At 71.5% G+C, this 21005-nt stretch carries 16 protein-coding genes and 1 pseudogene; 10 read left to right on the top strand and 7 right to left on the bottom strand.

Annotation, left to right across the window (positions count from 1 at the left end; translation table 11 throughout):
• Window positions 1-128: 128 nt before the first annotated feature.
• Both AB0F52_RS41340 and AB0F52_RS41335 read right to left on the bottom strand, forming a co-directional pair.
• On the bottom strand, window positions 129-1277 hold the full coding sequence (locus AB0F52_RS41340; RefSeq protein ID WP_360183092.1) for a Gfo/Idh/MocA family oxidoreductase: 1149 nt from the start codon (window positions 1275-1277) through the stop codon (window positions 129-131).
• A gap of 49 nt (window positions 1278-1326) precedes the next feature.
• Complete coding sequence (locus AB0F52_RS41335; RefSeq protein ID WP_360183090.1) at window positions 1327-2073, bottom strand: FCD domain-containing protein; 747 nt, start codon at window positions 2071-2073, stop codon at window positions 1327-1329.
• A gap of 73 nt (window positions 2074-2146) precedes the next feature.
• On the opposite strand from AB0F52_RS41335, the gene AB0F52_RS41330 reads away from it, so the two are divergent.
• The 8 genes from AB0F52_RS41330 (at window position 2147) to AB0F52_RS41295 (ending at window position 10500) form a co-directional block, all read left to right on the top strand.
• Window positions 2147-3304, top strand: coding sequence for a mandelate racemase/muconate lactonizing enzyme family protein (locus AB0F52_RS41330; protein WP_360183088.1), 1158 nt, complete (start codon window positions 2147-2149; stop codon window positions 3302-3304).
• 186 nt (window positions 3305-3490) lie between these two features.
• The gene (gene fabG, locus AB0F52_RS41325) at window positions 3491-4252 is read left to right on the top strand and encodes a 3-oxoacyl-ACP reductase FabG (protein ID WP_360183086.1); all 762 of its coding nucleotides are present in this window, start codon (window positions 3491-3493) and stop codon (window positions 4250-4252) included.
• 4 nt (window positions 4253-4256) lie between these two features.
• Window positions 4257-4709 (top strand): MaoC family dehydratase, encoded by a 453-nt coding sequence (locus AB0F52_RS41320; RefSeq protein ID WP_013225005.1) that lies wholly within the window; start codon window positions 4257-4259, stop codon window positions 4707-4709.
• Between the two features lie 89 nt (window positions 4710-4798).
• Window positions 4799-5815, top strand: a complete 1017-nt coding sequence (locus tag AB0F52_RS41315) for a phosphotransferase family protein (RefSeq protein ID WP_360183084.1) — start codon at window positions 4799-4801, stop codon at window positions 5813-5815.
• Entirely contained in the window at window positions 5816-7039 is a 1224-nt protein-coding gene (locus AB0F52_RS41310) for an acyl-CoA dehydrogenase family protein (RefSeq protein WP_360183082.1), read from the top strand.
• Complete coding sequence (locus AB0F52_RS41305; protein ID WP_360183080.1) at window positions 7036-8220, top strand: acyl-CoA dehydrogenase family protein; 1185 nt, start codon at window positions 7036-7038, stop codon at window positions 8218-8220. Before AB0F52_RS41310 ends, AB0F52_RS41305 begins: the two co-directional genes overlap by 4 nt.
• Window positions 8217-9311 carry an acyl-CoA dehydrogenase family protein gene (locus AB0F52_RS41300; protein ID WP_360183078.1) on the top strand — a complete coding sequence of 365 codons (1095 nt, stop codon included), beginning with the start codon at window positions 8217-8219 and terminating at the stop codon, window positions 9309-9311. Before AB0F52_RS41305 ends, AB0F52_RS41300 begins: the two co-directional genes overlap by 4 nt.
• Before the next feature lie 310 nt (window positions 9312-9621).
• A complete protein-coding gene (locus tag AB0F52_RS41295) occupies window positions 9622-10500 on the top strand; it encodes an alpha/beta hydrolase (protein WP_360183076.1) in 879 nt (292 codons plus the stop codon).
• A gap of 125 nt (window positions 10501-10625) precedes the next feature.
• Here the strand turns inward: AB0F52_RS41295 and AB0F52_RS41290 are convergent, their stop codons facing one another.
• Genes AB0F52_RS41290 through AB0F52_RS41275 form a run of 4 tightly spaced genes read right to left on the bottom strand, consistent with a single transcriptional unit; the run spans window position 10626 to window position 16348 of the window.
• Complete coding sequence (locus AB0F52_RS41290) at window positions 10626-13064, bottom strand: hypothetical protein (RefSeq protein WP_360183074.1); 2439 nt, start codon at window positions 13062-13064, stop codon at window positions 10626-10628.
• Window positions 13065-13073: 9 nt separating this feature from the next.
• A complete protein-coding gene (locus AB0F52_RS41285; RefSeq protein ID WP_103337831.1) occupies window positions 13074-13697 on the bottom strand; it encodes a TetR/AcrR family transcriptional regulator in 624 nt (207 codons plus the stop codon).
• Window positions 13698-13711: 14 nt separating this feature from the next.
• A complete protein-coding gene (locus AB0F52_RS41280) occupies window positions 13712-14692 on the bottom strand; it encodes a phosphotriesterase-related protein (protein ID WP_360183071.1) in 981 nt (326 codons plus the stop codon).
• A gap of 3 nt (window positions 14693-14695) precedes the next feature.
• Entirely contained in the window at window positions 14696-16348 is a 1653-nt protein-coding gene (locus tag AB0F52_RS41275; RefSeq protein ID WP_360183069.1) for an AMP-binding protein, read from the bottom strand.
• Window positions 16349-16693: 345 nt separating this feature from the next.
• Between AB0F52_RS41275 and AB0F52_RS41270 the strand changes: the two genes are divergently transcribed.
• The gene (locus tag AB0F52_RS41270) at window positions 16694-17551 is read left to right on the top strand and encodes a hypothetical protein (RefSeq protein ID WP_360183067.1); all 858 of its coding nucleotides are present in this window, start codon (window positions 16694-16696) and stop codon (window positions 17549-17551) included.
• 43 nt (window positions 17552-17594) lie between these two features.
• Here the strand turns inward: AB0F52_RS41270 and AB0F52_RS41265 are convergent, their stop codons facing one another.
• Window positions 17595-20669 (bottom strand): glycoside hydrolase family 2 TIM barrel-domain containing protein, encoded by a 3075-nt coding sequence (locus AB0F52_RS41265; RefSeq protein WP_360183065.1) that lies wholly within the window; start codon window positions 20667-20669, stop codon window positions 17595-17597.
• 172 nt (window positions 20670-20841) lie between these two features.
• Here AB0F52_RS41265 and AB0F52_RS41260 point away from each other — a divergent pair.
• Window positions 20842-20970 (top strand): annotated as a pseudogene (locus AB0F52_RS41260) (enoyl-CoA hydratase); the annotation flags it as partial.
• Window positions 20971-21005: the final 35 nt, after the last annotated feature.

Raw genomic sequence — 21005 nt, 5'->3', positions numbered from 1 at the left:
GGCAGCGGGGCGAGTGCCGCGCTGTGGGTCCATCAAGCTGTAGGTCCATCAAGCTGTAGGTCCAGCGAGCTGTAGGTCCAGCGAGCTGTGGGTCTGTCGAGCTGTGTGTCTGTCGAGCTGTGGGTCGTTCAAGCGGCGAAGGACGCCGAACTGCTGATGCGTTGTCCTGGCAGCCCGTCGAACAGCCCGGTCGATCCGCGGGGCCGCCACAGCGGCACCGGGCCCGCGCCGGGCACGGGGTCGAGCGCCAGCGCGGCCGCCCGTTCCGCGGAGTCGAACGCCCGCTGGACGACCATCGCGTTGGCGACGCTTTGGGCAACGCTGCCGACCGGCCGCACGCCGAACTGCACGGCGTCGGCGAAGTCGACGAGCTCCGCGCGGTAGCCGTTGTCGCTGCCGCGGAAGACTGTCGTGTGGGTGGTGGCGTCGGGGCCGCTGCGCGTCACGCGGCACTCCGGCTCGGATCCGGCGAGCACGAGCACGCCCTCGGTGCCGTACAGCCGCATTTCGTTGGGTTCGGGCGGCACCGGGATGTCGGGGAAGGACGCGGTGTAGTTGCCGATGGCGCCTCCGGCGAAGACGAGGTTGAGCGCGAGGTCCGACGGTGCGTCGATCGTGCTGTTGGCCGCCTGCACGGCACCGTGCACCCGCGCGATGTCGCCGCAGAGCAGCCGGATCTGGGCGATGTGGTGCACGCCGAAGTCGAGGTGCACGCCACCGCGGTACTGCGGCCGCTGCCGCCACGGCGTGCCGGTGAACCCGCCGGCACGGGGCACCGACCGCACGGCGTACCGCCACGCCATCAGGTGCGGGCGGCCGATCGCGCCGTCGTCGAGCAACGCGCGGGCGTAGCGCAGGTCGTCGCGGTAGAAGTAGTTCTCGCCCACCATGAAGGTGCGGTCCGGGTGCCCGGCCGCCAGGGCGAGGAAGGCCGCGGCCTGCTCCGCGTCGGCACCGGCCGGCTTCTCGCAGAACACGTCCTTGCCGGCCGTGAGCGCGTCTCGCGCCACTTCGTACAGGTGCGGGATCGGCACCGAGATCAGCACGGCGTCCACGTCTTCGCGGGCGAGCAGCGCGGCCCGGCCGGCGACGGCCCGGGCCGGATCGGTCCCGCTGTACCCGGCGAACCGCCTGCCCTGCTCGGCGGAGGAGTCGGTGAACGCGGTGACCGCGAACCGGTCGGCGAGCCCGCGCAACGCCGGCCAGTGCAGCTTTTCGACCGCGAGGCCGGTGCCGATCAGCCCCAGCCGGATCGGCGGGATCACCGGTGCTGCCATGCCTCGTCCGTCCTCGTCAACGGTTGGCGGAGCTCGGTCGTGCAGTGTCCTAACGCCGCTTGGCGGCCCGCTTGCTTCGCTGCCCCTTCTCCGCGAGGAGCGTGGAGTAGTTGTTGCTCAAGTGCGTGCGCATCGCCGCGCGGGCCGCTGCCGGGTCGCGCGCCACGAGGGCCTCGTAGATCTCCGTGTGCTGGGCGGTGGCGCGGCGCAGCCCGGCCGGCGCCTCGTTCGTGACGCGCCGGCTGGCCGTGCCGAGCCAGCGGGCGGAGTACATGATCCGGTCGAGGATGCGGTTGTCGGCCGCCCGGCAGATCTCCATGTGGAATTCGTGGTCGACCTCGAGGTAGGCCTCGGGATCCGCCTCGAGCGCCGCCATGCGGCCGATCTCGCCCCGGAGCCGCTCCAGCGTCTCGTCGGTGATGCTGGCCGCGGCCATGGCGGCCAGTTCGGGCTCGAGCAGCGCGCGCATCTGGTGCAGTTCCTGCAGCAGCTCGTCGACGAGCTCCGCGGGCAGCCACTCGATCAGCAACGGGTTCAGGTAATCCCACTCCGCGCGCGGCCGCACGACGACGCGGCGGCCCTGCGCGACGTCGACGATGTCGAGCGAGGCGAGGATCTTGAGCGTCTCCCGCGCCACCACGCGGGAAACCCCGAACTCGCTCGAGATCTCGAGTTCCGACGGCGCCCGGCCGTCTTCGATTTCGCCGCTGACGATGCGCCGGGTCAGGTGGGCCGCCACCTGCACCGGAAGAGTCCGGACCTTGACAGCGTCCGGAGACTCTTGTCTCCTTGGCATGTCATCAGCTTATAGGACAAGTTGGACTTCGCGACAGTCCGTTTTTCCGGCACTACCCGGCGGCGGGAGAGCAATGCGGATCGTGAACGTGACGACGGCGGTGGTGGCCTACCACGGTCAGGCCACCCTGGTGCGGATCGACACCGACGAGGGTCTCAGCGGGTTCGGCGAAGCCAATCCCGACGCCGGCGCGGGTGCCGTCGTCGGGATGATCCGGTCCTTGACGCCGCTCCTGATCGGCGAGGACCCGCGCAACGTCGAGCGGTGCTGGGAAAAACTGCGCCGCAGCAAGGTTTTCGCGGGCGCGCAGAGCGGGGTGTTCGTGATCGCCCTGTCCGGGATCGAGCTCGCGCTGTGGGACCTCGCGGGCAAGGCCGCCGGGCAGCCGGTCCACCGGCTGCTCGGCGGGAAGTTCCGCGACCGCATCCGCCTCTACGCCGACTGCGGCGACGGCGACGACCCGGCGGGCTCGGTCGCCGGGTGCGTCGACCGGGCCCAGCGGATGGTCGCCGAAGGCTTCACCGCCCTCAAGTTCGACATCGACGACTTACACCACCCGGCCAAGTTCGACGCCTTCAACCACACGGTCAACGCCGCCGAGCTGCGCTCGATGGTCGAGCGCGTGGCGGCGGTCCGGGAAGCGATCGGCCCGGACGTCGACCTGGCCATCGACCTGCACGCCCGCTACGACGTGCCGAGCGCGTGCCGGATCTCGTGGGAGCTCGAGCCGTTCCGCCTGATGTGGCTCGAGGAGCCGCTGCCGGCCGAGAACGTCGACGCGCTGGTGCGCGTGCGCGAGCAGACCCGCACCCCGATCTGCGCCGGAGAAAACCTTTACCTGCGGTGGGGATTCCGCGAGCTGCTCGAACGCGGCGCCGTGGACGTCATCGAGCCGGACGTGCCCAAGTGCGGCGGCCTCGCCGAGGCCAAGAAGATCGCCAACCTCGCGGAGCTGCACTACATCCCGTTCGCCCCGCACCTGGTGTCGACGCCGCTGGGCACGATGGCCACGTCGCACCAGTGCGCGGCGATCCCCAACTTCTTCGTCCAGGAATGGCACGCCCTGGAGGAGCGCGCGGTGTGGGACAGCTACGTCCACGCCCCCGACGGAAGCGGCTCGATCGTCAAGGACGGCTACATCACCCTTCCGGACACGCCCGGCATCGGCGTGGAACTCGACCTGGACGGCGTCCGGGCCCACGCCGTCGCGGGCTACGGGGTGTTCGAGTAGCGGAGCCGATCACCCCACCCGAACCGGTTCCCCCACCCGGAGCAGGCGGCTTCGCGCCGCCGGCACGGCTAAGATCCTGCGCGTGCCTACGTCACATCGGGATCTCCTCCCGCGTATCGCCAAGTGACCAACCGCTTAGTAGGCTCGCGGGCACGAGCCCGTTTCTCAACGACGAGGAGGTCCCCCGTGACCGATTCCCCTTCCCGTGTCGCCGTGGTCACCGGTGCCGGCCGCGGCATCGGCGCCGCCGTGGCCGCCCGGCTGGCCGATGACGGCTTCGCCGTCGGACTGCTGGACCTGGACGAGGCCGGCGTCAAGCAGGGCGCCGAGGCGATCGTCGCCAAGGGCGGCAAGGCCGTCGGGGTCGCCCTCGACGTCAGCGACGCCGAGCAGGTCGAGGCGGCTGTCGCCCGCGTCGCCGACGAGCTCGGCCCGCCGGTCGTGCTGGTCAACAACGCCGGCATCACCCGGGACAACCTGATCTTCAAGATGACCGAGCAGGAGTGGGACTCCGTGCTCGACGTGCACCTCAAGGGCTCCTTCCTGATGACCCGCGCGGTGCAGAAGCACATGACCGAGCAGAAGTACGGCCGGATCGTCAACCTGTCGAGCACCTCGGCGCTGGGCAACCGCGGCCAGGTCAACTACGCCGCCGCCAAGGCCGGCATGCAGGGCTTCACCAAGACCCTCGCGATCGAGCTGGGCAAGTTCAACGTCACCGCCAACGCGATCGCGCCCGGCTTCATCGCCACCGACATGACCGCGGCGACCGCCGAGCGGCTCGGCATGAGCTTCGAAGACTTCAAGGCGGCGGCCGCGTCGCAGATCCCGGTGCAGCGCGTCGGCACGCCCGAGGACATCGCCAACCTGGCGTCGTACCTGGTCAGCGAGGGCGCCGGGTTCGTCTCCGGCCAGGTCATCTACGTCGCCGGCGGACCGAAGGACTGAGCACATGCGCGTATTCGGCACCCTCGACGAGTTCGCCGCCGCGGCCGGCGAGCACCTCGGGTACAGCGAATGGCTGACGATCACCCAGGAGCGCGTCAACCAGTTCGCCGACGCCACCGACGACCACCAGTGGATCCACGTCGACGAGCCGATGGCGGCCGCGGGCCCGTTCGGCGGCACCATCGCCCACGGCTTCCTGACGCTGTCGCTGCTGTCGGCGTTCGGCCCGAAGATCTACCGGGTCGACGGCATCAGGATGGGCATCAACTACGGCCTCAACAAGGTCCGCTTCCCGCAGCCGGTGAAGGTCGGCTCGAAGGTGCGCGCCGGGGCCGAGCTGGTGGAGATCACCGACATCCCGGGCGGCAAGCAGGCGGTGTCGAAGTGGACCGTCGAAATCGACGGCGAAGCGAAGCCCGCTTGCGTCGCCGAGTGGGTCACCCGGTTCCTGGCGTGACGACCCGGCCGGGGTGCGCCCCGGCCGGGCCACTGTACTACATACCGACTAGTCGGTATGCTCCCCGGAATGGAGTTTGAGGAGGCCGCATGAACCCGCCAGGACTCGACCTGGGCCGCCTGCGCGCCCACCTGGACGCGGCGCGGCCCGGCCTGGTCGCCGGCGAGCTGACCGCGGACGTCGTGGAGGGCGGCCGGTCGAACCTCACCTACGTGGTGGGCGACGGCCGGTCGCGCTGGGTGGTGCGCCGCCCGCCGCTCGGGCACGTGCTGCCCACCGCGCACGACATGAGCCGCGAGTTCCGGGTGATCTCCGGCCTGCGCGACACCGCCGTGCCGGTGCCCGAAGCGCTGCTGCTCTGCGAAGACCCCGACGTCATCGGGGCACCCTTCTACGTGATGAGCTTCGTCGAGGGCACGCCGTACCGGACCGCGGACCAGCTGAGCGAACTCGGCCCGGACCGCACCCGGGCGATGGCCGACGCGCTGGTCGGCACCCTCGTCGACCTGCACGCGGTGGACCCGGCCGCCGTCGGGCTGGGCGACTTCGGCCGCCCCGATGGCTTCCTGGAGCGGCAGCTGCGGCGGTGGAAGAAGCAGCTGGACGCCTCCCGCAGCCGCGACCTCCCGGGCGTCGACGAGCTGCACGACCGGCTCGCGGCGGCGGTGCCGGTGTCCGGCGAGCCGTCGATCGTCCACGGCGACTACCGCCTCGACAACGTCCTGGTCGACGGCGACGACCGGATCTCGGCGGTGCTCGACTGGGAGATGTCGACGCTGGGCGACCCGCTGACCGACCTCGCGCTGCTGGTGGCCTACGCCGAGCGCGACAAGGTGTCGCTGCCGTTCGTGTCCAACGCCGGCTCGGCGCCGGGCTACCCGGGCACCGACGAAGTCGTCGCCCGCTACGCCGAGCTGTCCGGGCGGGACGTCTCGCAGCTGGACTGGTACGTCAGCTTCGCGTTCTTCAAGCTGGCCGTGATCCTGGAAGGCATCTACTACCGCTTCAGCAAGGGCCAGACGGTCGGGGCGGGTTTCGAAGGCGTCGGTGCCGGGGTCGCGCCGCTCATCGCGCACGGCAACGAGATTCTCAAAGAGGAGAAGTAAATGGACTTCGCGTTCGACGAGAAGACCGAGGAGCTGCGCGGGCAGCTCCTCGAGTTCATGGACTCGCACATCTACCCCGCCGAGCCGGTGTTCGAGCAGCAGCTCGCCGAACGCGACGACCCGTGGGCCATCCCGCCCGTCGTCGAGGAGCTCAAGGCCGAGGCCCGCAAGCGCGGCCTGTGGAACTTCTTCCTCCCCGGCGACCACGGCGCGGGCCTGACGAACCTGCAGTACGCACCGCTGGCGGAGATCACCGGCCGCAGCATCCGGCTCGCGCCGACCGCGCTCAACTGCGCGGCGCCGGACACCGGGAACATGGAAGTGCTGACCATGTTCGGCAACGAGCAGCAGCAGAAGCAGTGGCTGGAACCGTTGCTGAACGGGGAAATCCGCTCGGCCTTCGCGATGACCGAGCCGGACGTCGCCTCCTCCGACGCCCGCAACATCGAGACGGCCATCCGGCGTGACGGCGACGAGTACGTCGTCAACGGCCGCAAGTGGTACATCTCCGGCGCGATGAACCCCGCGTGCAAGATCTTCATCGTGATGGGGAAGACCGATCCCGAAGCCGCGCCGCACAAGCAGCAGAGCATGATCCTCGTCCCTCGCGACACGCCGGGCCTGACGGTCAAGCGCGGCATGCACGTCTTCGGCTACGACGACAGCGACCACGGCGGCCACGCCGAGGTGCTCTTCGAAGACGTCCGCGTGCCGGTCGAGAACCTCATCGCCGGCGAGGGCGACGGGTTCGCCATCGCCCAGGCCCGCCTCGGCCCCGGCCGCATCCACCACTGCATGCGCGCCATCGGCATGGCCGAGCGCGCGCTGGAGCTCATGTGCCGCCGCGCGATCTCGCGCGAGGCGTTCGGCAAGCCGATCGCCCAGCAGGGCGTGGTGCAGGACTGGATCGCCGAATCGCGCGTCAAGATCGAGCAGCAGCGGCTGCTCGTGCTCAAGACCGCGTGGCTGATGGACACCGTCGGCAACCAGGGCGCGCACACCGAGATCCAGGCGATCAAGATCTCCACCCCGAGCACCGTCGAGTGGATCCTCGACAAGGCCGTGCAGGTGCACGGCGCGGGCGGGGTCAGCCAGGACTTCCCGCTGGCCGCGATGTGGGCCGGGAACCGCACGCTGCGCCTGGCCGACGGGCCGGACGAGGTCCACAAGCGCTCGCTGGCCCGGCGCGAACTGAAGAAGTACCTCTCGGAGGGCGCGAAGTGACTGTCACCGCCGAAGACCTGACCCGCCAGGCCACCGAATTCCTGGCGGCGCACGACCCCCATGACACAGCCCCGCTGGACTTCCTGCGGGCCCGGTTCGACGCCGGGCTCGCCTGGATCCACTTCCCCGCCGGGCTCGGCGGGCAGAACGCGCCGCGCGCGCTGCAGTCCGTTGTGGACGAAGTGTTCACGGCGGCGGGCGCGCCGGACAACAACCCGCGCCGGATCGGCATCGGCCTCGGCATGGCGGCGCCGACCATCCTCGCCTTCGGCACGCCGGAGCAGCGCGAACGCTTCCTGCGTCCACTGTGGACCGGCGAGGAGGTGTGGTGCCAGCTGTTCTCCGAGCCGGGCGCCGGCTCGGACCTCGCCGCGCTGGGCACCCGGGCGGTGCGTGACGGCGACGACTGGATCGTCACCGGCCAGAAGGTGTGGACGTCGGGCGCACACGAGTCCCAGTGGGCGATCCTGGTCACCCGCACCGACCCGGACGTGCCGAAGCACCAGGGCATGACGTACTTCCTGTGCGACATGACCGCCCCCGGCGTCGAGGTGCGGCCGCTGCGCCAGATCACCGGCGAGGCCGAGTTCAACGAGGTGTTCCTGACCGACGTCCGCATCCCGGACACCCAGCGCCTCGGCGCGGTCGGCGAAGGCTGGAAGGTCGCGCAGACCACGCTGATGAACGAGCGCGTCGCGATCGGCGGGTTCGTCCAGCCGCGCGAAGGCGGCCTGATCGGGATCGTCGCGAAGACCTGGCGCGAGCGGCCCGAGCTGCGCACGCCGGAGCTGCGCGACCGCCTGGTCCGGCACTGGGTCGAGGCGGAAACGCTGCGGCTGGCCGGTACCCGGCTGCGCCAGCAGCTGACCGCGGGCGCGCCCGGGCCGGAGGGCTCGGCCATGAAGGTCGCGTTCTCGGAGCTGAACCAGGCCCTCACCGGCCTGGAGGTCGAGCTGCTCGGCGAAGAGGGCCTGGCCTACGACGACTGGACGTTCCGGCGGCCGGCGATCGTCGACTTCACCGGCCGCGAAGCCGGCTACCGCTACCTGCGCGCGAAGGGGAACTCCATCGAGGGCGGCACCTCGGAGGTCCTGCGCAACATCATCGCCGAGCGCGTGCTGGGGCTGCCCTCGGAGCCGCGCGTCGACAAGGACGTCGCCTGGAAGGACCTCCCCCGATGAGTGACCTGCTGTATTCGGACGTCGAAGAGGACCTGCGGGCTTCGGTCCGGGACCTGCTCAAGGCCAAGGCCGGCGCCGAAGCCCTGCTGGCGCGCGTCGAGACGGCGGAGGGCTACGACCTGAAGCTGTGGCGCACGCTGGCCGACGAGGTGGGCGTGGCCGGGCTGGCGGTGCCGGAGGAGCTGGGCGGCCACGGCGCCTCGGCCCGCGAAGTCGCCGTGGTGGCCGAAGAACTGGGCCGCAGTGTCGCGCCCGTGCCGTTCCTCGGCAGCGTCGTGCTGGCGACGACGGCGCTGGTGCACGCCGGCGCGCGTGACTTCGTCGGCCGGCTCGCGGCGGGCGAGGCGATCGGTGCGCTGGCGGTGCCGCTGTCGACGGCGCCGGGCGCGGGCTTCCCGTCGTCGGTGACGGCGGCCGCGGACGGCACTTTGCGCGGCCGCGTGGGCACGGTCGCCGACGCGTCGGTGGCGGACCTGCTGGTCGTCCCGGCCGCGGGCCCCGACGGGCCGGCGCTGTACGCGGTCGAGGCGTCGGCGACGACGGTGTCGGAGCTGGTGTCGTTCGACCTGACGCGGCGCGTGGCCGACGTGGCACTGGACAACGCCCCGGCCACGCTGGTCGCCTCGGGGCCGGAGGCCGCCGCGGCGCTGGAGCAGGCGCTGCTGTTCGGGGCGGGCATCCTCGCGTCGGAGCAGACGGGCGTCGCCGAGTGGGCGCTCACCGAGACGGTGACCTACCTCAAGGGCCGGTACCAGTTCGGCCGCCCGGTCGGCGGGTTCCAGTCGCTCAAGCACCGGCTGGCGAACCTGTACACGGACCTGGTCCTCGCCCGCGCGGCGGCCCGCAACGCCGCGGACGCGCTGGCCACGGGCACCGACGTACCGATCGCGGTGGCGGTGGCCCAGGCCCGCAACGCCCCGATCGCCGTGCACGCGACGGAGGAGGCGATCCAGCTGCACGGCGGCATCGGGATGACGTGGGAGCACCCGGCGCACCTGTACCTCAAGCGCGCCAAAGCGGACGAGCTTGCCCTCGGCACCCCGGGCCGGCACCGGGCCCGGCTGGCGGACCTGATCGACCTGCCCGCGTGAGTTCCCGCCGGAAGCGGCCCGTTCCCGGGGTGGGGACGGGCCGCTTCCGCATTCGGCACATCCGGCGTGCCGTACCGCGGTGGCTCCGCCTCCTCCGGCACGGCGTCGCAGGCCCGCGCGGGTGCCCGACGGGGTACGCGATCGACTTCCAGCGGCCGGGCCGAAATTTCATGAAGAAACTTCAGTTTTCTTCCGATTTTCGCTCATCTGAGCGAAAATTTGTGAGCCAGGCCACTTCACGGGTAAAAGGGTGACAAAAATGCCCTTCTTCCCATGGTTCTTGTCGTCCCCCGGATCTAACCTGTGCGCCATGGAAACAGCCGTCGCGCCGGCCGACGCCGGCGCGCTGGAACAATTGACCGTCGCCATCGGCGGTCACCGCCACAGCGCGCTCGCGGCCGGGCCCGCCTCGGGTGAGCTGGTCCTGCTGCTGCACGGCTGGCCCGAGTTCGCCGACTCCTGGACCGAGCAGCTCCACGCCCTCGGCGAGGCCGGCTACCGCGCGCTGGCCGTCGACCAGCGCGGCTACGCGGCGGGCGCGCGCCCCGAGGGGGTCGAGCACTACACGCTCGACCACCTGGTCGGCGACGCCCTCGCCTTCGCCGGCAGCCAGGGAGCGGACCGCTTCCACCTGATCGCCCGCGACTGGGGCGGCATGGTGGCCTGGGCCCTCGCCGCGGCCCACCCGGAGCGCCTCCGGTCCCTGACGGTGCTCTCGACGCCCCACCCGTCGGCCCTCCAGCGCGCGGTGGCCACCGACGACGGCCAGTTCCACGACCTCGGCTACATCCGCTTCTTCCGCCGCGCGGTCGGCAAAGCCGAGAATTTCCTCTTACGCGACGAAGCCGCCCAATTACGGGCTGTTTACAACCGCCGCATTCCGAAAGCAATCGTCGAAGGCACGGTGACACGCCTTTCCGAACCGGGCGCCCTCACGGCGACGTTGAATTGGTACCGCGGAGCCACGAACGACGAGTTCGACATCCCGGCGGGCCGCATCAAGGTCCCGACGCTGTACCTGTGGGGCCGGGAGGACCCGTACCTGAGCCAGAGCGCGGCCGAGCAGACGGTCCACCACATCGACGCGGAGTACCGCTTCCAGATCATCGAGGGCGCCAGCCAGTGGATGGCGATGGAGGCCCCGGACGAGGTGAGCGCGCTGCTGCTGGACCACGTCCAGCGGCACTAGGCACCGGCCGGCCGCGGCGATGCAGTGAATGACTCATTCCTGGCGTCCGACGACATGAATGAGTCATTCATGTCGTCGGACCAGCCGCCGCCAAGAGACGGTCAACGAACCTCAGCCGCGCGGCACTAGGCACCGGCGGGCTTGCGGACCAGCCCGGTGTAGCCGACGAGCGCGAGCGTGGCCAGCGCCCAGATCGCGGCCTGGACCACCCAGATCGCCACCGTGAACACCGCGCCGGAACCGACGCCGGTGTTGAGGTCGCACCGTCCGCGTACGCCCGGGGACAGCGGCAGCCCGCGGTCCAGCCCGACGCCGATGAGCTCCACCGTCGTGCACGGCGTGCCCGCCGGCGCCTCGAAGGCCGCCACGCGCTCGGCGGCTCGATGGGTGCCGTCGCCCACGTGCCCGGCCCAGAACCCCAGTCCCCCGGCGGCGACCACGGCGAACAGCAGCGCGGCGGCCGCCCGCCGCGCCCGGTAGCCGTAGCCGGCGAAGAGTCCCCACAGGCGGTGGAACCACCGCGCCGGCCAGCCGCCGATCGATTGGGGCGCCCGCCGCCGCAGGTCGCGCTGCTGGGCGATGAGGACCGCCCGGGCCTGGCCGTCGTGCCCGTGCGCGCGTTCCGCCGCGGCCAGCCGCTGGTACGGCCCGGGCCGGTAGCCCGCGGTGCGCGACCCGATCAGCTCCAGCCACTCCCGCCAGGTGATGTCTTCGAGCGAGCCGAACCGGAACCCGTCGAGGAACACCAGGCCGTCGGAGCCGACCACTTCGACGGGGAAGAAGACCGGCCCCTCGACCACGGTGTCCTCGAGGCTCACGAGCGTTCCGCCGTCGCGGTGGACGATCTCCGCGCCGGTGAGGCTCAGCTGACCGCCGACGTGGGCGCCCAGCAAGCCGACGGTCGCGGAGCCGCCGGCACCGGTCGCCCGCAGCCCGGTCAACGCGAGGCTCGCTCCGATCCGGCAGCGGTGGCCCAGCACCGCCGGTCCCCGGTCGTTGGTGACTTCGGCGCCGTCGAAGCTCACCCGGCCGTCGACCCGCGCCCCCCTCAGGCTCACCGCGCCCACCTCCGACGAGCACGTCGCCCGCAGGCCGGTGAGCTCGAGGTCGTTGCCGACGCGGAGGTCGTCGGCGCTCAGCGCGGGACCCGACCCGTTCGCGCACACGACGCCTTCGGCCAGCAGCTGCCTGCCGATTTCGGCGGCGTGGGCCCGGATCGCGCCGCGGTCGCCGGCGCCGGTGGCGTGCGTCCCCGCGAGGTACAGGTTGTCCTCGACGCGCAGCCCGTCGGCGTAGAGCGCCGGGCCGGTGTCGCTGGTGATCCGGGCGTCCTCGATCGTCGCCTGGCCGCCGATCCGGGCGCCGAGCAGGCGGAGCGTGCCCACCTCGCCGGACCCGGTCGCCGTCACCCCGTCGAGGCGCAGGGAGCCGTCGACGCGGAGCCGGTCGGCGCTCAGTGCCGCGCCGGTGTCGTTGGCGAGCTCGGCGCGCTCGAGGTCGACGTGCCCGCCGACGTGCGCCCCGATCAGGCAGAGGGCGCCGTACTCGCCCGAACCCGACGCCCGCACGCCCTCGCCGGAGAGGGTGTCGCCGACCCGGATGCCGTCGGCGCCCAGCGCGCGCCCGCCGTCGTTGACGATCACGGCACCGTCGAAGGTGAACTGCCCGTCGACCCGGGCGCCGGTCAGGCTGATCGTGGCGGCCCCGGAGCCGGTGGCCGTGACCTCGCCGAGGCGCAGCTCCCCCGCGTGGAGCCGGTCGGCCTCCAACGCGGTCCCGCCGCCACCCCGCAGCGTGCTCCCGGTCAGGTCGGCCTCCCCGAGCCGGGCGGCGAGCAGGCGGAGCTCCCCGGTCACCGTGGCCTCGGTCAGGAGCAGGTCACCCTCGACGACCAGGCCGTCGCCGTTCAGCGCGGGCCCGGACTCGTTGGTGATCTCCGCGCCGCCGAAGTTCGCTTGCCCGTCGACGCGCGCGCCGAGCAGCCGGACCACACCGAGTTCGCCGGCCCCGGTCGCCCGCAGGCCGACGGCCCGCAGCGCACCGCTCCGCAGGCCGTCGAGGTAGAGCGCGGGCCCGTCCGCGCCGGTGAACTCCGCGCCGGAGAGCCGGGTCTGGCCGCTGATCCGGGCGTCCAGCAGGCAGAGCGCGCCGTACTCCCCGGAGCCGGACATCCGGGTGCCCGTCAGGCGCAGGTCGGCCACCCGCAGGCCCTCGGCGTCCAGCGCGCACCCGGAGCCGCCGGTCAGCTCGCTGCCGGACAGGTCCAGCCACGGCAGCCGGGCGTGCTGGGCGCTCATCGGCTCGGCGAGCACGCAGTCCACCAGCGCGAGCCCGGCAACGGCCTCGACGTCGTCGAGGTCGAACTCCCCGGTGATCCGGGTTCGTTCCACCCGCACCCCGCGGGGGTCCACCGGGCCCCGGAGGCCGAGCAGCAGTTCACGCAGCACGAGCGCCCGCACCGGGGCATCGGCCGCGAACGAACGGCCGTGCCGGGCGGCGTCGAGCAGCTGCCGCTCCGGTCCGGTCAGGTCGTCGACGACGGGAAGCGGCGGGTACTCGGTCACCCCCGTGAACTAACCAGGCGGCCGCAGGGCGTCGAGCAGCAGGTCCGCGTAGTGGTCACCGATCTGGCGGGCCGTCAACGAGCCGCTCCGGCGGTACCACGACCCCAGGTGGTGCACGGATCCGAAGAAGAAGTCCACCACCACATCGGCCGGCTTGTCCGTGCGGAACTCGCCGGAAGCCTGGCCCTCCTCGACCAGCCCGCGGAACCGCTCGTGGTACTTGCGCCGCTCCGCCCGCACCGCCTTCTGCTTGTCCGGGGACAGCTGGTGCATCGACTGCAGGAAGATCGTGTTGTCGTCGAGGTTGTCGATGCTGGACACCACGACGTCGGACGCCGCCGCCGCCAGCCGCTCCCGCAGCGGCGCGCCCGACGAGGCCACGCTCTCCAGCTGGCGGGTCTGCTCGCGCAGGACGCGCGCGTAGATCTCGTAGAGCAGGTCGTCCTTCGAGCCGAAGTAGTGGTACATCGCGCCCTTGGTGACGCCCGCCGCCTCGACGATCTCCTGGACGGACGTGCGGTCGAAACCCTTCTTGGCGAACAGCTTCGTGGCGTGCTCCAGCAGCCGCCGGGGCACGGCGGCCTGGTCGTCGCCGGTGGCCTCGCCCGGCTTGCGGGTGCTTGCTCGGGTCACCGCGGAACCCCCTCTCAGGACGCACCAGGATAACGCCACGACAGGAACCGCCGCGGGTTGTCCACGAGCATCGTCGTGATGTCCGCTTCGGACACCCCGCGGTCCCGCAGCGCCGGCAGCACGTCCCGGGTGATGTGCAGGTAGTGCCAGTTCGGCGCGATCGCGGGCAGCTGCGCGGCGGGCAGCCAGTCGATGTAGCACGACGCGTCGTGCGAGAGCACCATGCTGCCCGCGTAGCCGCGTTCGCACAGCGCCGCGACGGTGTCGACCCGCTCCTCGAACGGCAGCAGCAGGTCCAGGCCGAACCGGTCCATCCCGAGCAGCGAGCCGGAGTCGGCGAGCTCGGTGAGGTACCCCAGGTCGGTCGAATCGCCCGAGTGCCCGATGAGCACCTTGGTGAGGTCGACGCCTTCCGCTTCGAAGATCGCCTGCTGCTCCAGCCCCCGCCGCGTGCCGGCGTGCGTGTGGGTCATGATCGGCGCGCCCGTCTCGGCGTGCGCCTTCGCCACCGCGCGCAGCACGCGCTCGACGCCCGGCGTCACGCCCGGCTCGTCGGTCGCGCATTTGAGCAGGCCCGCCTTGACGCCGGTGCCCGCGATGCCGTCGCGGAGGTCGCCGACGAACATCCCGACCAGCGGGTCCTCGCCCTGCAGCAGCGTGCCGGGCCCGCGGAAGTGCAGGTAGTGCGGCACGTCGTTGTAGGTGTAGAGCCCGGTCGCCACGACGATGTTGACGTCGACCTCGGCCGCCACCCGCTGCACGCGCGGGATGTAGCGGCCCAGCCCGATCACCGTCGGGTCGACGATCGTGTCGATCCCGGCTGCTTTCAGCTCCTTCAGGCGCCGGATCGCCTCGGGGACGTGCTCGTCCTCGCGGAACCCTTCGTGCTCGGGGTAGTTCTCGGCGAATTCGGGGCTCAGCACGAAGAGGTGCTCGTGCATCAGCACCCGGCCCAGCGCTTCGGGCGCGATCGCGCCGCGGACGGTCTCGATCACGCGCTACCCCCGGGCCCGCAGCTCGCGGCGCAGGATCTTGCCGCTGGTGGTCTTCGGCAGCTCGTCGAGGACTTCGATGGTGCGCGGGTACTTGAAGGCGGCGAGCCGTTCCTTGCACCAGGCGACCAGCTCCGCGGGATCGGCGGTCGCCCCGGGCGCCGGGCTGACGTACGCCTTGACCGTCTCGCCGCGGTAGGCGTCGGCGATCCCGACGACGGCGGCCTCGCGGACCGCCGGGTGCGTGTACAGCACGTCTTCGACCTCGCGGGGCCAGACCTTGAAGCCGGACGCGTTGATCATGTCCTTCTTGCGGTCGACGACGTAGACCCAGCCGCGCTCGTCCATGAAGCCGATGTCCCCGGTGAGCAGCCGCCCGCCGGGCAGCGCCTCCGCGGTGGCGTCCGGCCGGTTCCAGTACCCCGAAACGACCATCGGACCCTCGACGGCGATCTCGCCCGCCTGGCCGGGCGGCAGCTCCTCGCCGTTCTCGCCGAGGATCCGGACGATCGTGTCCGGCACCGGCAGGCCGATCGAGATGGTCCCGGATTCCGGGTCGATCGGCGCTTCGAGGGTGCCGGGGACGACGACGCAGCCGGCCGTGGTTTCGGTGAGGCCGTAGCCGTTGTGGATGTAGTGCCCGGTCTTCGCCCGGAAGGCCTCGACGACGGCGGGCGGCAGCGCGGCGCCACCGGAGTACAGCAGCGCGAACGAATCGAAGTGCTCGCGGCTGAACGACGGGTGCGCCATCAGCGCCATGTAGGCCGTGGACGGCCCGACCGTGTACGACGGCTGGTGCTCGAGGAACGCGTCGAGCACGACGCCGGGCTCGAAGCGGTAGGCCAGTGCCAGCGTGCCTTCGATGTCGATCGCGGAGCCGACCTCGCAGACCATGCCGGTGATGTGGAACAGCGGCGCGAGCCCGAACAGCGTCGAGCCGGCGGGCAGGCCGCTGAACGAGCCGAGGCCCGCGGCGTTGGTGCCGACGTTGCCGTGGGTGTTGGTGGCGCCCTTCGGCGTGCCGCTGGTGCCCGAGGTGTAGCTGATCAACGCGGTGTCGTCGAGGGCGAAGGCGGGTTCCGGGGGCTTCGGGCCCGGCGTCGCCGCGGCTTCGAGGAGCTCGGCCGCCCCCGGCGTCTCCTCCCGTTCGACCTTGGCCAGGACGCGCTCGTCGTCGCGGGTCTGGAACTCGAGTTCGCTGGTGGTGAGCGCGATGCCGACCCCGTTCGCGGCCGCCGTCTCGCCGATGTAGGCGTTCCAGCCGCGCTGCGAACAGACGACCGCCTTGACGCCGGCGTCGGTGAACACGTGCGTGAGCTCGCGTTCGCGGTACATCGGGTTGACCGGCACGACGATCCCGCCGGCCTTCCACGCGCCGAGCAGGGCGATGACGAACTGCGGGATGTTCTGCAGCACCAGGGCGAGCCGGTCGCCGCGGGTGAAGCCGTGGGCCGCCAGGTACCGCGCGACGCCGTCGGAGAGCTCGTCGACCTCGCGGTAGGTCAGCCGCGCGTCGAAGTACGCGATCGCCGCCCGGTCCGGGACGTGGTCCACGGCCCGGCGGAACGACTCGGGCAACGTCGTCGGCTTCGCCGGTCCCGCGGCCCGCACCCGTTCGTCGTAGCTCGCGAGCCAGGGCTTGGCGTCGTACCAGCTCATGCAGTGACCTCCTTTGGACACCGACCGGTCGGTATGTCGAAGCTAGGAGGACACGGCGGCTCGCGTCAAGCCCGCGCAGGCACGCCGAAATTGCGTACGACAATTCCGGTACATCGAAAGAATGCAGCCAGATGCCGCCGTCACAGGGGTACACGTGGCCCGGTTCGAAATGGTTCAAATCTTCTTTTTCGGGTGGATCACACTGGACAAACCCCTGGTGGAGAAGCCACCATGGGCGTCGGCGACCAGATAGGTCCGCCCCATCAAAGAACCCCGCCGTATCCCCCGAACACGGCGGAGTACCCATATGTTCACGCTAACTCACGCACGAAAACGGAGTCATTCATGCCTGCTTCCGGTGGACGACACCGCCTGTCCCGGCGGACGAAGATCGCGACCGGGGTCTTCGCCCTCGCGATCGCGGGTGGAGCGCTGGCGGTCGCCACGACCTTCGGCGAGCCCGGCGCCGCCAACGCCGCCTCGGGCGGCCAGGCCGCCGTCGGCCAGATCAGCTGCCCCGACGTGGCGAGCAAGCTCCCGGCCATCCCCGCGCAAGCCCAGGCCGAGGTGCAACGCAACCTGGACCTGCTCAACACCCAGATCGCCGAAGCCAACAACCGCCTGCAGACGACCGTCGGCCAGGGCGGCCCGAACTTCGTGCAGAACGCCATCCTCGGCCCGCTGGCCGACAAGCGGAAGTCCACGATCGACCGCATCGCCATCTCGATCGGGCGCCGGGCCGAGAAGCCGCAGGGCCTCGACAGCCTGGCCACGTGCGCGGTCGGCGGGCAGGCCGGCACGGGTGCCGGCGCCGGCGCGCCCGCACCGGCTCAGGGCACCGGCAACGGCGGCCAGAACGGCAACAACGGCCAGAACGGGAACACGGGGAACAGCGGCAACACCGGCAACGCCGGGGTCGGCGAGATCTCCTGCCCCGACGTCGCGAGCAAGCTCCCGGCCATCCCCGCCCAGGCCCAGGCGGAGGTGCAGCGCAACCTCGAGCTGCTGAACACCCAGATCGCCGAAGCCAACAACCGCCTGCAGACGACCGTCGGCCAGGGCGGCCCGAACTTCGTGCAGAACGCCATCCTCGGCCCGCTCGAGGACAAGCGCGTGGCGACGATCAACCGGATCGCCACCGCCATCGGCCGCAACGCGGCCAAGCCGCAGGGTCTCGACGCGCTCGCGCCCTGTAGCCGGTGACCACCGGGGTCCGGCGGGGGGTGCGCCCCGCCGGACCCGCGTCTCACCGGGCCAATAGCGCGCTGATCCGCAGGAAGCTCCGGGCGGTCATCGTCACCCGCACTTCCGTGGTGACGACCGGATCGAATGCGAACGACGTCGGGTCGTTCGAACCGGTCCCCCACGTGATCCGCAGGTTCCGCACCGGCTCGAAGCCCCGCGCGGTGCGGCAGGCGACTTCGACGGCGACCGGCAGCGCCAGGTTCGCGTCCACGACGAAGTTCGCCGTGACGGCACTGATCCGCTGAGCCGACGGCCAGGCCAGGGACACCCAGTCCGCGGCCCGCGGCCGGCTCACCGCCTTCAGCGTCGACGTCGCCGGCTTGACGTAGTAGTTGGACCAGCCGGTGGCCGGGTTCGCGTCCAGCATCGCGGCCGGCAGCGTGTCCGGGGCGCCCGAGTAGCTCGCGTCCGCCGTCGAAGCGGCCGGGACCACGGGGGTTTCGACCGCCCGCGCGCCCGGGCCGTTGCGCTGGCCGAGAGACGTGCCGGGCAAGGTGAGCTTCCCCGGGGTCAGTCCCGGAGCGCTCGCCGTGACGGTGATCGGCCCGCGGCCACCGGTCGCCGCGACGACGGCGACCGCCAGCCCCTTGAACGCCGGGATCGCCGGCTGCTGGTAGCTCTGAGCGAGTTCCTGCCGTCCGTTGTCGACGCCGGCGACCCGGCCGGGACCGGCGACGGTGAAGCGAAGCAGCGGCCCGTCGCCGGGCACGACGACCCCGCGGGCGTCCACGACCGACGCCGTCACGAACGTCATCGCCCCGGCCACCACCTCGCCACCGGGCGCGTCCACGCTCAGCTCGACCGCGCGCGGCGGCCCGGCCGTGACGAGCTCGTCCCGCGCCACCTCGCGGCCGCCGGCCCGGGCGATCGCGGTCAGCGTGCCGGGCTCGAAGGGCACGGTCCAGGTCAGGTGCAGCTTGCCGGTGCTGCCGTTCGGGCTGGTGTAGCTGCCGGAGGGATCGTTCTTGTCGTCGCCGGCCGGCTCGCTCGTCTCCAGGTACGCCCGGCCGTCCACTGTGGTCTTGCGATCGAACTTCTTGACGCCGAGCGACTTCCCGTTCAGCACCAGCTCGACGGTGTCCACAGTGGAGTAGACCCACACCGCGACGGGCTCGCCGGGGCGGTGGTTCGTCCAGTCCATGGGGGTCAGGTGCACCATCGGCGCGGTGGTCCACTGGCTGCGGAAGAGGTGGAAGGCGTCCTTGGGCAGGCCGGCGCTGTCGATCGCGCCGAAGAAGGACGTCTTGACGGGGAAGACGTCGTAGGGTGTCGGCTCGCCGAGGTAGTCCTGCCCGGACCACAGGAACTGGCCCTGGCAGAACTTCCGGTCGCGATCCTTCTTCAGCGAGTACTCGCCGCTGAAGGTCCACGAAGCCAGGTTGTTGTCGTAGGACGACGTCGCCCGCTTGCCCGGGGTGTGGTTCTCGCCGGTGTTGAGCAGGTCCGGGTCCTGGTAGACCCCGCGGGTGGAGGTCTCCGACGACGACTCGGACTCGAAGAAGAACTTGTCCGGGTACTGCTTGTGCAGCCCGTCGATGGACTGGGCGGTGTTGTAGTTGACGCCGAGGCCGTCGAGTTGCTTGAGGATGAGGTCCTGCGGCGAGCCCGGCGCGGGCACGCCGCGGTAGCGGTCGGAACCCATGACGATCGGCCGGGTGGCGTCGATCGAGCGGACCGCGGCGATCAGGTCCGCCGCGATCTGCGGGCCGCCCGCCATCGACGCGTCCGGCACCTCGTTGCCGATCGACCACAGCACGACCGCGGGCGAGTTCTTGGCCGCGTGGACCATTTCGGCGATGTCGCGCCCGCTCCACTCGTCGAAGTCGCGGTGGTAGTCGTAGTCGAGCTTGCCGGTCCGCCAGCAGTCGAACGCCTCGACCATCATGACGATCCCGAGCCGTTCGCAGACCGTCACCAGCTGCGGGTCCGGCGGGTTGTGCGCGGTCCGCAGCGCGTTGACACCCATCGCGAGCATCAGCCGCATCTGGTGCTCCAGCGCGGCCGGGTCGATCACCGCGCCCAGCGCGCCCTGGCTCGAGTGCAGGTTGACCCCGCGCAGCTTCATCGGCTTGCCGTTGAGCGAAAATCCGTGGTCCGGGTGGAATTCGGTGTAGCGGAACCCGAAGTCCGCGGTGGTCGTGTCGAGCACGCGCCCGGCGACGACGACGTCGGTGCGCAGCCGGTACAGCCGGGGTGCGCCGATCGACCACAGCTGGGGCCGCTCGACCCGCAGACCGGTCGTCGCCGTCGCGGTCCGGCCGCCGGGGACCGCCACCGTCGTCGAGCCGTTCGCCACCACGCGGCCCGCCGGATCGGTGACGGTCGTGCGCACCTGCGCGGTGACCGCGGCGCCGGAGTCGTTGACCACGTCGGTGGCCACCCGCACGGTGCCGCGGCCGGCGGCGATGTCGGGTGTGGTGACGAACGTGCCGTGCCGGGCGACGTGCACCGGCTCGGTCACCACCAGGCGGACGCGGCGGTAGATCCCGCTGCCGGAGTACCAGCGGCTGCTGGGCAGCGGGTTCGTCGCGCGCACGGCGAGGACGTTCGGCGTCCGCCCGTCGGTGTGCAGCCGGCCGGTGAGGTCGAAGGCGAACCCCGTGTAGGCGTACGGGTGGTGACCGAGCAGCTCGCCGTTCAGGTACACGTGGGGGTCCGAATAGACGCCGTCGAACTCCACCGAGACGCGCTTGCCGGCGAGCGACGGCGGCAGCGTGAACGTCTTGCGGTACCAGCCCAGCCCGCCGCGGAAGAAGCCGGACCCGCTGCTGGTGCCCTGGCCGGTCGGCGGGAGCTCGATGCTCCAGTCGTGCGGGACGTCGACGACCTGCCACGCCGAGTCGTCGAAGCCGGGCTTCGGGGCGTCGGCGAAGCGGCCGCCGGGATCGGTGACGCCGTCCGGGTTGGCCAGTGCGAACCGCCAGCCGGTCGTGAAATCGCTTTCTCGAACCTGTCCCGGCGGCGTGAGCGCGTCGGCGGCCCGGGCGACCGGCGCGACGGCCGACACGGCGACGGCGGCACCCGCCCCGCCCAGGACGACTCGTCTGCGGAGACCACTCGGTTCTGCTTCCGACATCGGGTGAGTCCCTTCCAGCGCGGCGTCGTGCGGGCGGAAAGCACTATGGCACAGAGGTTTCCGGACAATCAAAGGGTTCGATAATTTCGAACTCGGCGCCCGCTCGCCGGTCCGGCGCGTGACTTCTCGCCAAGCGACCGCTTAGTATGGTGCTCGACACGAGGAGGCGGCAATGTCCATTGTGGATGGCGTGCGGTACGAGGCGGACGGCGCGGTCGCGACGTGCACCTTCGACAAGCCGGACCGCAGCAACGCGATGGACGTGCCGATGCAGGCCCGCTACGGCGCCGTGCTGCGGCAGGCCGACGCCGACCCGGCGGTCCGCGCGGTCGTCGT

The sequence above is a fragment of the Amycolatopsis sp. NPDC024027 genome (genome assembly GCF_040638975.1).
Classification (GTDB): Bacteria; Actinomycetota; Actinomycetes; order Mycobacteriales; family Pseudonocardiaceae; genus Amycolatopsis.
This window is presented reverse-complemented; position numbering and strand designations above follow the sequence as displayed.

Bases quoted from the DNA above. Each gene is read 5' to 3' on its own strand.
- AB0F52_RS41295 (WP_360183076.1), top strand. From the start codon at position 9,622: ATGGAAACAGCCGTCGCGCCGGCCGACGCCGGCGCGCTGGAACAATTG.
- AB0F52_RS41275 (WP_360183069.1), bottom strand. From the start codon at position 16,348: ATGAGCTGGTACGACGCCAAGCCCTGGCTCGCGAGCTACGACGAACGG.
- AB0F52_RS41265 (WP_360183065.1), bottom strand. From the start codon at position 20,669: ATGTCGGAAGCAGAACCGAGTGGTCTCCGCAGACGAGTCGTCCTGGGC.
- AB0F52_RS41335 (WP_360183090.1), bottom strand. From the start codon at position 2,073: ATGCCAAGGAGACAAGAGTCTCCGGACGCTGTCAAGGTCCGGACTCTT.
- AB0F52_RS41270 (WP_360183067.1), top strand. From the start codon at position 16,694: ATGCCTGCTTCCGGTGGACGACACCGCCTGTCCCGGCGGACGAAGATC.
- AB0F52_RS41300 (WP_360183078.1), top strand. From the start codon at position 8,217: ATGAGTGACCTGCTGTATTCGGACGTCGAAGAGGACCTGCGGGCTTCG.
- AB0F52_RS41320 (WP_013225005.1), top strand. From the start codon at position 4,257: ATGCGCGTATTCGGCACCCTCGACGAGTTCGCCGCCGCGGCCGGCGAG.
- AB0F52_RS41310 (WP_360183082.1), top strand. From the start codon at position 5,816: ATGGACTTCGCGTTCGACGAGAAGACCGAGGAGCTGCGCGGGCAGCTC.
- AB0F52_RS41315 (WP_360183084.1), top strand. From the start codon at position 4,799: ATGAACCCGCCAGGACTCGACCTGGGCCGCCTGCGCGCCCACCTGGAC.
- AB0F52_RS41330 (WP_360183088.1), top strand. From the start codon at position 2,147: ATGCGGATCGTGAACGTGACGACGGCGGTGGTGGCCTACCACGGTCAG.
- AB0F52_RS41340 (WP_360183092.1), bottom strand. From the start codon at position 1,277: ATGGCAGCACCGGTGATCCCGCCGATCCGGCTGGGGCTGATCGGCACC.